Below are 12,163 nucleotides of genomic sequence, written 5' to 3'. Positions count from 1 at the left end.
GTTCTCGGCAGGCTCGAACCTGCGCTCGAAGCAAACGGAAGGGGGCAAAGAGGCGGGTGCCGCAGCCTCCCCTCAAACCCGCCCGCCCAACACCCGCGCGAACAACGCCAGCATCCACCCGGTCGCCGCCACGAACAGCGCCGGATCATAGCGCGGCCCTTCGTCGCGCAGGAACGCGTGCTGGGCATTCACCTCGTGCCATTCGTACCGCGTGCCTGCCGCTTCCAGCGCGTCGCGGATCGCCTGCCGCCCGGCATAGGGCACATGCGGGTCCTGCCGCCCCCACACGAACAGCATCTCCGCGGTGATCTCCCCGCTCCGCGACAGGCTGTCGTCGCAGCGCCCCTCGCCCAGCGTCCCCGAATGAATATCGGTCGGATAGAAGCACGCCGCCGCCTGCACGCGCGGGTCGAACGCGGCGCGATAGGCGAGGTGCCCACCCAGGCATACGCCCGCCACCCCGATGCGGCCCGAACAGGCGGGATGTTGCGCGAGATAATCGATCACCAGCGTCGCATCGGCGTCGAACCCGGCAACGGGCTTGAGGAACTTCAGGTCGTTGCCGCGATCGGTGCCCGGCTTGTCATAGGCCAGCACCGTGCCGGGCGCTTCATATTCATGATACACCTCCGGCACCGCCACGACATAGCCGTGCCCGGCGATGAACGCCGCCAGCCGCCGGATCGGCGCGGTCACCTGATAGATTTCGGAATAGAGCACGACACCGGGAAACCGCCCCTCGCCCGCCGGACGGAAGACATGGGTGCGCATCACGCCACCGTCGGCGGTGGGCAGGTCGGCAAATTCGTCGTTGAGCAGGATCATGGCCGTGCCGTGCCGCCGGCGGGATCGGCTGGCAAGGGGGGAATCGGATCGGTCGGTGAGGCCGTGACCAGTTCGAGCTTTTGCGGTACGGTACCCATCTCGATCCCCTCCGCGCGGAACCGGGTGAGCAGGTCGAGCAGGATGTTGCTGCGCGCGCGATAGGCGGCACGCGGCGATTCGACATGCGCAAAACAGTTGAACGCGATGCGGTCGTTGACGATCGCGTCGATGAACGCATTGGGCGCCGGATCGGCCAGCACCGCCGTTTCGCGGGCGAAAGCTTCCATCACCAGCTGCTGGACCGCCGCCGCATCGACGCTGATCGGGACCGAGAACTGGATCTGGATGCGACCAAGCGGGCTGGCCAGCGTCTTGTTCAGCACCGTCTTGGTGATGAGTTCGGAATTGGGCACGATCAGCGTCGAATGGTCGGCCAGCGTGATCTCGGTCGATCGCACGCTGATCCGCTTCACATCGCCTTCATCGGTGCCGACGCGGATCAGGTCGCCGATCTTGATCGGACGCTCGGCCAGCAGGATAAGGCCGGACACGAAATTCTGCGTGATCGCCTGCAACCCGAACCCGATGCCGACCGACAGGGCGGACAGCAGCAACGCGATACGCTCCACCCCGATGCCGAGCGAGGCGAGCGCCCAGATCACCGCCAGCGCGATCCCGACATAGCGCGCGACGAGGCTGACCGAATTGCGCCCGCTGCCATCGAGGTCGGTGGCCGGCAGATACCGCCCCTCCAGCCAGCGCATGAAGGCACGTACCAGCGTCAGCCCGATGACCAGCACGACGACGCTGCGCAGGATCGCGCCGGGCGAGATGGTGACGCCGCCGATCTGCACCCCGCGCGCAAGGTCTCCCAGGCGGGAAAGCGCGTCGGACACGCCGCTGCTGCCGAACGGCAACAGCCACAGCGCGAACGCGATCACCGCGATCAGCACGCGCAACACGCCCGACAACAGCACGCCGAACTGGTCGATCGTGCCGCCGCGCAGGCCGAGGCCACGGGTCAGCGCGATCCCCAGCCGGCTGCCGCGTTCGAACACCGATGTCGCGACATCGTCGGTCGCGGCGAGGATCAGATAGACCGCGGCGCCCAGCACCAGCGTCCATGCCGCCATCTGCCCGACGAACAGGCTGAACCCGACATAGCCCGCCACCAGCGCCAGTGCCGCGATCCCGGCGACACCCCACGCGAACAGCGCCATCGCCGCCAGCCCGGTATTGGCCGGTGCTTCGATCGCGTCGTCCGCCGGTGCGTTCGCCTCCGCCCGCATCCGGCCGAGCGCGAACAGGGTAGCCGCGATCAACAGGATATGCGCCAGCGCCAGCAACGAATGCGTCGCGATGCGGATCGCCGTGCTGGTCCCGATCGCGCTGTCGGCCGCGTCCAGCGCGATCGCACAGCCGGCCAGCCCCGCCAGCAGGAACGAATAGGGCCGGAACCGTGCCGCCACCGCATCGCTGACCGGTGCGATCCGCCAGCTCGGGCTGCGACGCATCAGCATCGCGCCGAGTACCGCGCTGGAAAAGGCGGCAAAGCCGATCGCGACCAGCCACTGGTCGAGCATGGGGTCCCAGCGCGGTGCGACCAGCCCGGCCCAGCGCGCACCGGTCAGCAGCACGCTCGCCGCCAACAGCGGGGCCAGCGTCCCGACCAGGATGCGACCGAGCGCATTGGCCGAGCGCCGCACCCGCCGCCCCGGCGCACCCTCGATCAGCAATCGCTGTCCGACCCGCGCCGCCGCCAGCCGCGCCGGCCCCAGCAACAGGATCGCGATGGCAAGGCCGAGCAGCGCGGGCCAGCCTTGTGCCAGTGCGGCGCCGCGCACGGCGTCGACCTCCGCCGCGGCGAAGCGTTCGATCCGGTGCAGGTCGCGCGGCACGGCCCGCAGGATCGCACTCCAGAAGGCCGGGGTCAGCGGCGAGGCGCTACGCCCGAACAGCTTCTGGTTCAGCTCGGCAGCCTGCCCCTCCTGAATCTCGTCGATCAGCTGCTGCGCCTCGACCGACAGCAGCTTGGCGCGCTTCGTCGCCGAATCGATCGTCGTGCGTTGCCTGGCCAACGCGGTGCGTTCGGCACCGATCGCCGCATCCTCGCCCGATGCCGTCGGCCCCAGCTGCGCCAGCCGCGCGTCGATCCGTGCCATGTCGCTGGCCAGTTGCTGCGCGGTGTCGAGCGTCGTCGCCCGCACCGCCTGCGCCCGACCGCGCAGGTCGCCGCGGTCGCTGGGTTCCAGCCGGGTGTCGAGCGCACCATCAACCTTGCCCAGTTCGTCGGCAGCACGGTCGAGCAGCGTCCCATAGTCGGGGGCGACGCCCGTCTGGGCGATCGCGGAGACGGCGCTGACGACCAGCAACAGCGACAACAGGCAGCGGAGCAGCGATCCGATCATGCTCCCCCGCCTATCGCGATCGACGCGTGCGGACAATCGCGACCATGGCGATGTGCCGGCTCTCGCGCTACATGGCCCGATGCTCCGCATCACTGAACTGAAACTGCCGCTCAACCATCCCGAAGAGGCGCTGGCCGCCGCGATTCGCGAACGGTTGCGGATCACCCCGCGCGACCTGATCCGCTATACCATCGCCCGCCGCGCGCACGATGCACGCGACAAGGACGATATCCAGCTCGTCTATTCGGTCGATGTGACGGTTAGGAACGAGGGGCAGGCGCTGCACCGCGCCAAGCGCGATCGCCATGTCGGGCCGACGCCCGATACCGGCTATCGCTTCGTCACGAAGATGCCGGCCGACTATGCCGGACCGCGCCCGATCGTCGTGGGTACTGGGCCGTGCGGCCTGTTCGCCGGGCTGATCCTCGCGCAGATGGGGTTCCGCCCGATCATCCTCGACCGTGGCAAGGTGGTGCGGGAGCGCACGCAGGACACCTGGGGACTGTGGCGACGCAGCAAGCTGAACCCCGAATCGAACGTGCAGTTCGGCGAAGGCGGCGCAGGCACCTTTTCCGACGGCAAATTGTGGAGCCAGATCAAGGACCCACGGCACCTTGGCCGCAAGGTGCTGACCGAATTCGTGAAGGCCGGCGCGCCGGAGGAGATCCTGACCGAGGCGCATCCGCATATCGGTACCTTCCGCCTAGTCACCATGGTCGAATCGATGCGCGCCACCGTCGAGGCACTGGGTGGCGAATACCGCTTCTCGCACCGCGTCGATGACATCGACCTGGAGACGCAGGGCGATGGCAGCCGGCGGCTGATCGGATTGAAGCTGTCGACCGGCGAAACGCTGGCGGCGGACGCTCCGGTGGTGCTGGCGCTGGGGCATAGCGCACGCGACACGTTCCATATGCTGCACGATCGCGGCGTCTTCCTCGAAGCCAAGCCGTTTTCGATCGGGGTCCGGATCGAACATCCGCAAAGCTGGATCGACCATGCCCGTTTCGGGGCCTGTGCCGGGCATCCGGATCTGGGCGCGGCCGCCTATACCCTGTCGCACCACTGCACCAACCAGCGCACCGTCTACAGCTTCTGCATGTGTCCGGGCGGCACGGTCGTCGCCGCGACGTCCGAACCGGGCCGTGTCGCGACCAACGGCATGAGCCAATATTCGCGCAACGAACGCAACGCCAATTCCGGCATCGTCGTCGGCATCGATCCGGCGCGCGACTATCCGGGGCATCCGCTGGCCGGCATCGCGTTCCAGCGTCAGCTGGAAGAACGCGCCTATGCCGCGGGCGGCGGCGATTATCGCGCTCCGGCGCAGCTGATCGGCGATTTCCTGGCCGGGCGGCCCTCAACAGCGCTGCGCAGCGTGCTGCCGTCCTATCGCCCCGGCGTCACGCTGACCGACCTTACCGAATGCCTGCCCGATTTCGCGATTACGGCAATGCGCGAGGCGCTGGTCGCGTTCGGACGGACGATCCCCGGATACGACCATCCCGATGCGGTGATGACCGGCGTCGAAACCCGGACGTCATCGCCGGTACGGATCACCCGTGGCGACGATTTCCAGAGCGTCAACACTGCCAACCTGTTTCCGGCGGGCGAAGGGGCGGGATATGCCGGCGGCATCCTCTCGGCCGCAGTCGACGGAATCAAGGTCGCGGAGGCGGTAGCCCGCACCATGATCGCCGGACGCTGAACGTCCGGATAACCGGCACGGCGATCGCCGGGGGTAGCGCCCCCGGCCGTTGCCGATGCCTATCCGCGCGGTGTTCGCGGCTTGACCGACAGTCCGGTAACATTCGCCGCCGGTCCGCCCGTTGCGCCGACCGACCGGTTCCGCCCGAGGCGTTTGGCGGCGTACAGCAGCGCATCGACCCGTTCGATCGCCGCCATCAGGCTCTCGCCCGGCGCCATCGTCACCAGTCCGGCCGACAGGGTGATACCCTCGACCAGCGTACCGCTCTCACGCAGGCGGTAGCGACGTTCGCCGACGGCGATCCGCGCGCGTTCCAGCAACGCATGGGCGGCATCGCCTTCGATCCCGGCGATCAGCACGGCGAATTCCTCCCCGCCATAGCGCGCGACCAGATGGCCGGGACATTCGCGGACCAGCGTCGATCCGATCGCACGCAGCACCCGGTCGCCGACCGGATGGCCATGAAGGTCGTTGATCGCCTTGAAATGATCGACGTCGCACATGGCGATATGCCGCGGCCCCGGATCGGCGGCACCGACCGCTTCCTCGAACGCGCGGCGATTGGGCAGGTCGGTCAGCGGGTCGCGGCGGGCATCGTCATGCGCCGCGGCCAGCTGTTCGCGCAGCTCGCTCGCCTCACGCGTCGCCTGTTCCAGCCGCGCTTCGGCGATCTCCACCCGCGCACGCATCGCGGCGGTGATCCGGGCCAGTTCGGCAAGCGCGGTGTCGGCGGAAGCGATCGGCCTCGATCGCTGCAACGCATCGGCACTGGCGGCCAGGTCGCGACCGAAATCGCGGGTTTCGGTGCGCATTTCCGACACCATCGTCGCAAAGCCGGCGATCTGGCGCAGCGTCTCCTCCGCCAGCGCTTCGGCGGCGGCGACGTCGGGGTCGATCACGGCGGCCACAACCGGTCGCGGCGCTGCCGACGGCGCATCGCCCACCGGCGGCGAACCAATCACCTCCGCCACCAGCCCGTCGATCACATTGCCCAGCTGTTCGACCTCGCCGCTGGTCAGGCGGATTCCGCCATCGGTCCGCCGCGCGACTTCCAGCGCCAATGCGCCCGCAGGTTCGCTGACGACGCGATAGGCGAAGGTATAGTTGAGCGGTGTCGGGTCGAGCCGCTGATCTTCCAGAAAGGCGAGGACCGCGTGGATCAGGCCGTTGCCGGCCGATGCTGCGCCGTCTCCGATTTTTTCCAGATACACGCCCCGTCCCTCTGCCAACGGCCTGCCCCCACCGGACAGGACCGTACGGAACGGACATAGGACGCGTTTGCTAAGATCGGGTTTCGCGGAAATTTACCCTATGTCCACGAATGCGGCACGGCGGCGGCGGGCGATCAGCTCCGCTTGGCCAGCGCGCGCACCGCCTCCAGGGTCGTGCGAACATGGTCGGCCGGGTTCATGTCGGAATGGACGAAGGCGATCTTGCCATCGCGGCCAATGACATAGCTGGTGCGGGTGGTCATGGTACGCGCCGTGCCGTCGGCGCCGGCCGGACGGTTGAGCGCCACGTCGAATCCCTGGATCACGCGCGGACCGGCACTCGCCACCGCGAACCGGCCGGCGCAATGCGCCTTGGAAAATTCCTGCAATTTACCGATGTCGTCGGCCGACATGCCGATCACGGTCGCCCCGGCCGCCTTGAAATCGTCGACCGCGTCGGCAAACGCCTTCGCCTCCGCATTGCAGCCGCCGGTGAACGCCGCCGGGAAGAAATACAGGACGACCGGCCCCTTGCGCAGCTGCGAGCGCAGGTTGAGCGTGAACGCCTTCCCCGCGATCGCCGCCTGGGTGGTGAAGTCGGGCGCCCGCGCGCCGGGTGCCAGCGCGGCGGACAGCGGTGCGGCGAACGGCAGGGTCAGGGCAGCGGCGATCAGGGCAAGACGCATGGAAAATTCCTCGAGCGAAGTTGCCCCCATCCTAACAGCTTGCGCGCACCGCGCCAGCGGCTGCGCTTACCGGGTAAACGACACGCCCAGCCGCGCGCTGGAGGTGCGCAGCGCATAGTCGTCGATCGCCTCGCCATAGCCGGCAAAGGCCTGTCCGAAGAGGTAGATGCCGGTGCGTGCCAGCGGATAGGACACATACAGCTCGCCCGCGCGGTGGCTGCCCAGCGGATTGCGGAGCGACGCGGCGATGCGCAGCCCGTCGACCTGCCCGATCGCCCCGCCCAGCGACATATTGCCCCAATAGCGGTCGAGGTCGCGATAGCCGGTACCGACATAGGTCCACAGCTTCGGCGTCGCTTCGATCCGCCAGTCGTTCCCGATCGGCACGACATAGCTGGCCGAGGCGAAGAGGCGGTTCACATCAATCGACCCGGCATCGCGCCCGTTCGAATCATGCGTATAGCCGGCCGCTGCGACGATGCGGTCGTCCACCTGCCGCTGATAATAGACTTCGGGGCTGTAATTGGTGGATCGGAACGGCCCGGAGGACCGGTCGATCGCCCAGAACATCGTCTGCGTCCAGGCAAGCCGCACCCCGTCCAGCGCGCCCGCGCCGTCGAACGGACGAAAGGCGAGGCTGACCTGCAGCTTGGCCCCGTCCGATCCCAGCCCGAACGCGCCATAGATCGGTTCGTGCGGTTCGAACCGGTCGAGCAGGCCCGACGCCTGACCGCGCGCAGTCCCGACGACCGTTTCGCCCTTCGGTGCGGCCGGTGTCGAAGACGCGGCGACCGCGACCGGAGCGATACGATACCGGACCGCGCGGAAGCCGCCCGGCGCGACGCGCGCGGCGGCGGCGTCGACCGGCACGATCCTGAGCGGGACCTGATCGGCGGTGACGACCTCCATCGGAGCCGGCGTCGCCTCCGCCTCGCTCGTCCCTTCGTTCAGGACGAACACCGTCACCCCGGCCTCCGCCGCCGCAACCGAGGCGGGCGGTTCGGCGACGATGCGGAGTTGCGGTTGGCCGGCGGCGGCGAGCAGGGCGAGCGCGATCATAGCCCCTGTCTGACAGCCATTTGCGACAACCGCGAGCAGCGTTTGCGCTTTGCACGCTCCCCCGCCTATCTGGAGCCTGTTTTCGGACGGTGCCGGCCCGGTCCCGCTCCCGGCCACCCATCGAGGATATCATGTGGGTGGCCGGGAGCGGGAACGGGCCGGCACCGTCCATCCGCGCAAGCGAATCAAACAGCCCAACATAAAGGCCCGCCATGCCCGTCACCGCTGCCGACCTGACCCTTGCCGCCCAACTGGCCGATGCCGCCGGCGCCGCCATCCGCCCGCGTTTCCGCAGCCATTACGGGCTGGAGATCAAGGATGACGCCTCGCCCGTCACGCTGGCCGATCGCGAGGCGGAGGCAGCGATGCGTGCGATCATCGAGCGCGAACGCCCGTCCGACGGCATCCAGGGTGAGGAATATGGCGTGGCGGAGGGGAGCAGCGGTCGCGTCTGGGTGCTCGATCCGATCGACGGCACCCGTTCGTTCATCGCCGGGCGGCCGATCTTCGGCACGCTGATTGCGCTGGTCGAGGATGGCTGGCCGGTGCTGGGCGTGATCGACCAGCCGATCATCGCCGAACGCTGGATCGGCGCGGTCGGGCGCGGCACCACCTTCAACGGGCAAGTAGCGCAGACCCGCCGCTGCCGCGACCTCGCCGATGCGCTGCTGGCAACGACCAGCCCGGCGCTGTTCGATGACGGACAGTTGCATGGGTTCGAACATGTCGAGGCGAAGGTGCGATCGACGGTGCTGGGCGGCGACTGCTATTCCTATGGCACGCTGGCATCGGGCCATATCGACCTGGTGGTCGAGGCCGGACTGAAGCTGCACGACTTTGCGGCGCTGGTACCTATCGTGGAGGGCGCGGGCGGCACGATGAGCGACTGGTCGGGCGACCCGCTGCACGCCGGAAGTATCGGGGAGGTCATCGCACTCGGCGACGCTGCCCGGCTGGAGGATGTCGTCGACCTGCTCGCCTGTCGCGGCCAATGACCATTTTCTTCGCAACCGAGGGCGGGCCGCATCGTTAGGGATGGACCTCCCCGGTTAGCGAAGGAACGACCCATGGGACTGTTTTCAAAGGATATTGCGACGCTCGACGATCTGTTCGTCCACCAGTTGCAGGACATCTACTACGCCGAGAACCAGATTCTGAAGGCGCTGCCCAAGATGGTGGCCAAGGCGACCGACCCCGAACTGAAGGCCGGATTCGAGAAGCATCTTAGCGAAACCGAAGGCCAAATCCGCCGGCTGGAACAGGTGTTCGCCCTGCACGGCGCGACGAAAAAGGCAGTCACCTGCCCCGCGATCGACGGCATCATCAAGGAAGCGAACGAGGTCGCGGGCGAGATCGCCGACAAGAAGGTGCTGGACGCCGCACTGATCGCCTCGGCGCAGGCGGTCGAGCATTATGAGATCACGCGCTACGGCACGCTGATCGCATGGGCGCGGCAGCTGGGTCGCGAGGACTGCGCCGCGCTCCTCGCCGAAACGCTGGCCGAAGAACGCGCCACCGACGAAAAGCTGACAACGATGGCCGAACACAAGGTCAATGCGCAGGCCGAACTGGCCGACGTCTGAGACGGGGCGCGGGGCGGTATCCCGCCCCGCGCTATTGCTGGCGACTGGTCAGGATCGGTCGCCCGTTGCTGGGGCAAACGGGCATTCCCATCAGTCCGCAGCGCGGCGTTCCCTGCTGCAATCCATCCGCCTTGCGATCGAAGAGGGGGGTGTCGTCGTCGAGTCGATAGCGGTCGTTCTTTCGTTCGGGACACCCCAGTGCGCGGGGCGTTACGACGCAGTTGACCGGATCGGCGATGCCGAGCTTTACCGGCGCCGGCGCCGCCTGTGCCATGAGCAGGACCAACCATAGCGACATCGGCGCATTCCCCCTGAAAGATCGTTCGTTCCGAACGCCTTGTGGCGCCTTTGGTTGCTATCGCGCCAAAGGGCGCGCCCGGCCGATGGTGCCGCCCTTGCGCGTCGATGCCGTCACCCCGACAAAGCCGCAGCCTTGCAGGAACGCGGCTGTGCCGCACGCCGGTTGCGGTACCGCCAGCAGCCGTTCCCGCTCACCCAGCGCATCGATCGCCTTCGGATCGCCCTCCGCCGGTGGAGTTACCAGCGGCACGCGGAACCGGTCGGCGTGCCGCGCGGCGCATACTACGATCTCGTCCGGCTCAGCATCGGTGCGGCACGGCTGGACGACCTGTGTCAGCGAGCGTGCGCGATCGATCATCGCCGATGCCGCGCTGCCATCCTGCGCCATCGCCGCCAACACCATCCATGCCGTCATGCCCGTGCCTTTCGCAACCGAACCGCAGGGTTATCCACAACATGGCTTGCCCGGCAAGGGCAGGTCGCCTATCGCGCGTTTAATCCGTTTAACGGCCAGGAGCTTCGTCCAATGCAGCCTGACAGCAACACCCTAGATCGCGTCCTCGTCCTCGAAATGGTGCGGGTCACCGAAGCGGCGGCGATCGCCGCGTCGACGCTGGTCGGGCGGGGCGACGAAAAGGCCGCCGATGCCGCCGCCGTGGAAGCGATGCGCGCCGCATTGAACGAACTCTATATGGACGGCACCGTCGTCATCGGCGAGGGTGAACGCGACGAGGCACCGATGCTGTTCATCGGCGAGAAGGTGGGCCTGGGCAAGGGTCCCGAGATCGACATCGCGCTCGACCCGCTGGAGGGCACGACGATCTGCGCCACCGCCGGCCCGAACAGCCTCGCGGTGCTGGCGATCGCCGAAAAGGGCGGCCTGCTGAACGCGCCCGACGTCTATATGGACAAGATCGCGTGCGGTCCGGGCTATCCGGCCGGGATCATCGACCTCGACAAGTCGCCGACCGAGAATGTGAAGGCGGTGGCCAAGGCCAAGGGCGTCGATCCGCACGACATCATCGTCTGCGTCCTCAACCGTCCCCGCCACGAAGCGATGATCGCCGAGCTGCGCGCGGTCGGGTGCGGCGTGATGCTGATCGGCGACGGCGACGTGGCCGGCGTCATCGCGACCAGCGATCCCGACACCACCATCGACCTGTATATGGGCCAGGGCGGCGCGCCGGAGGGCGTGCTGGCCGCCGCCGCGCTGCGCTGCACCGGCGGGCAGTTCAAGGGGCGGCTGGTCTTCCGCAACGACGACGAACGCGCCCGCGCCGCGAAATGGGGCGTGACCGACCTCGACAAGCAATATGACCTGACCGAACTGGCGCGCGGCGACTGCATCTTTGCCGCGACCGGGGTTACCGACGGGTCGCTGCTGGCCGGCGTGAAGCGGATGCCGGGCAAGATGACCACCGAAAGCGTCGTGATGCGCGCCAGCTCGGGCACGGTACGCTGGGTAAAGGGCGAGCATCGGCTGTAAGGGGCGATCGCTACTCGCCCATTTCGTACCCCCGCGCAGGCGGGGGTCCAGGGTTCCATACGCAGCGGTGCGTTATCGGCTCTGGACCCCCGCCTGCGCGGGGGTACGCGCATCGGTGCTGTCTGGTCGGCGCAACCCATGGGTTCACGCCGCGTTCAATGCGCCGATCCTACCCGTGCCCCATGATCTGGAGAACTCCCATTCGCCCGCTTGCGCTCGCGTTCGCCCTTGCCGCCCCCGTCGCCCTGTACGCACAGGCACCGCAGAACGACCTCGCGTCGGTCCAGCGGCATCTGGCGGCGACACAGACCATGACCGCGAACTTCACGCAGACCGACCGCAACGGGCGGGTGCTGACCGGGCAATTGACGCTGAAGAAGCCGGGCAAGATTCGGTTCCAATATGAAAAGGGCGTGCCGATCCTGCTCGTGTCGGATGGCAAGTCGCTCTACTTCCTCGACTATCAGGTCGGTCAGAAGCAGCGCTGGCCGATTGGCAACTCGCCGCTCGGCATCCTGCTCAACCCTGATCGCGACGCGTCGAAATTCACCAAGGTCGTGCCGTCGAGCGATCCGCGGATCGTCAGCGTCGAGGCCTATGATCCCAAACGGCCCGAATATGGCCGGATCACCATGATCTTTGCACGACAGGCATCGGCGCCGGCCGGGCTGATGCTGCAGGGTTGGGTCGCACTCGATGCGCAGGCGAATCGCACGACGGTCCGGCTGACCAACCAGCAGTTCAATGTGCCGGTCGCCGACAACGCCTTCCGCTTCAACGAACCGCGGCGCGTGCGGCGCTGACGCGATTCACTGGTGGGCAATATGGGCAAATTCCAAAAAATACGCATGACGTTCATCTTGGCGACAGGTTTCTGATCCTATGCATGTCCTTGCG

The 12,163-nt window shown here is 67.6% G+C and carries 12 protein-coding genes; 5 read left to right on the top strand and 7 right to left on the bottom strand.

Going from position 1 to position 12,163, the window contains the following annotated elements:
* Nucleotides 1-72: 72 nt before the first annotated feature.
* Both QZ755_RS13120 and QZ755_RS13115 read right to left on the bottom strand, forming a co-directional pair.
* Nucleotides 73-825 (bottom strand): dienelactone hydrolase family protein, encoded by a 753-nt coding sequence (locus tag QZ755_RS13120; RefSeq protein WP_294323579.1) that lies wholly within the window; start codon nucleotides 823-825, stop codon nucleotides 73-75.
* Nucleotides 822-3,233, bottom strand: a complete 2,412-nt coding sequence (locus QZ755_RS13115; protein ID WP_294323575.1) for a DUF3772 domain-containing protein — start codon at nucleotides 3,231-3,233, stop codon at nucleotides 822-824. Before QZ755_RS13115 ends, QZ755_RS13120 begins: the two co-directional genes overlap by 4 nt.
* A 79-nt stretch (nucleotides 3,234-3,312) precedes the next feature.
* On the opposite strand from QZ755_RS13115, the gene QZ755_RS13110 reads away from it, so the two are divergent.
* Nucleotides 3,313-4,941, top strand: coding sequence for an NAD(P)/FAD-dependent oxidoreductase (locus tag QZ755_RS13110; protein WP_294323573.1), 1,629 nt, complete (start codon nucleotides 3,313-3,315; stop codon nucleotides 4,939-4,941).
* 59 nt (nucleotides 4,942-5,000) lie between these two features.
* Here the strand turns inward: QZ755_RS13110 and QZ755_RS13105 are convergent, their stop codons facing one another.
* From QZ755_RS13105 to QZ755_RS13095, 3 genes are all read right to left on the bottom strand, one after another.
* Entirely contained in the window at nucleotides 5,001-6,152 is a 1,152-nt protein-coding gene (locus tag QZ755_RS13105) for a GGDEF domain-containing protein (protein ID WP_294323568.1), read from the bottom strand.
* A 134-nt stretch (nucleotides 6,153-6,286) separates the two neighbouring features.
* Nucleotides 6,287-6,838 carry a peroxiredoxin gene (locus QZ755_RS13100; protein WP_294323566.1) on the bottom strand — a complete coding sequence of 184 codons (552 nt, stop codon included), beginning with the start codon at nucleotides 6,836-6,838 and terminating at the stop codon, nucleotides 6,287-6,289.
* A gap of 66 nt (nucleotides 6,839-6,904) precedes the next feature.
* A complete protein-coding gene (locus QZ755_RS13095) occupies nucleotides 6,905-7,897 on the bottom strand; it encodes a phospholipase A (protein WP_294323563.1) in 993 nt (330 codons plus the stop codon).
* 212 nt (nucleotides 7,898-8,109) lie between these two features.
* Here QZ755_RS13095 and hisN point away from each other — a divergent pair, with 212 nt between their 5' ends.
* Together hisN and QZ755_RS13085 are read left to right on the top strand one after the other, a co-directional pair.
* Nucleotides 8,110-8,892 carry a histidinol-phosphatase gene (gene hisN / locus QZ755_RS13090; RefSeq protein WP_294323560.1) on the top strand — a complete coding sequence of 261 codons (783 nt, stop codon included), beginning with the start codon at nucleotides 8,110-8,112 and terminating at the stop codon, nucleotides 8,890-8,892.
* A gap of 72 nt (nucleotides 8,893-8,964) precedes the next feature.
* Nucleotides 8,965-9,480, top strand: coding sequence for a ferritin-like domain-containing protein (locus QZ755_RS13085; protein WP_294323557.1), 516 nt, complete (start codon nucleotides 8,965-8,967; stop codon nucleotides 9,478-9,480).
* A gap of 31 nt (nucleotides 9,481-9,511) precedes the next feature.
* On the opposite strand, the gene QZ755_RS13080 is transcribed toward QZ755_RS13085, so the two are convergent.
* Both QZ755_RS13080 and QZ755_RS13075 read right to left on the bottom strand, forming a co-directional pair.
* Nucleotides 9,512-9,778 (bottom strand): hypothetical protein, encoded by a 267-nt coding sequence (locus QZ755_RS13080; RefSeq protein WP_294323555.1) that lies wholly within the window; start codon nucleotides 9,776-9,778, stop codon nucleotides 9,512-9,514.
* A 57-nt stretch (nucleotides 9,779-9,835) separates the two neighbouring features.
* On the bottom strand, nucleotides 9,836-10,195 hold the full coding sequence (locus QZ755_RS13075) for a hypothetical protein (protein WP_294323553.1): 360 nt from the start codon (nucleotides 10,193-10,195) through the stop codon (nucleotides 9,836-9,838).
* Between the two features lie 111 nt (nucleotides 10,196-10,306).
* On the opposite strand from QZ755_RS13075, the gene glpX reads away from it, so the two are divergent.
* The gene (gene glpX, locus QZ755_RS13070; RefSeq protein ID WP_294323551.1) at nucleotides 10,307-11,266 is read left to right on the top strand and encodes a class II fructose-bisphosphatase; all 960 of its coding nucleotides are present in this window, start codon (nucleotides 10,307-10,309) and stop codon (nucleotides 11,264-11,266) included.
* A 182-nt stretch (nucleotides 11,267-11,448) separates the two neighbouring features.
* Nucleotides 11,449-12,069, top strand: a complete 621-nt coding sequence (locus QZ755_RS13065; protein WP_294323549.1) for an outer membrane lipoprotein carrier protein LolA — start codon at nucleotides 11,449-11,451, stop codon at nucleotides 12,067-12,069.
* Nucleotides 12,070-12,163 lie beyond the last annotated feature (94 nt).

Origin of the sequence: uncultured Sphingomonas sp., from assembly GCF_913776855.1 — a bacterium.
GTDB lineage: Bacteria > Pseudomonadota > Alphaproteobacteria > Sphingomonadales > Sphingomonadaceae > Sphingomonas.
The sequence above is the reverse complement of the archived record's forward strand: the minus strand, read 5'-3'. Positions and strand labels throughout refer to the sequence as shown.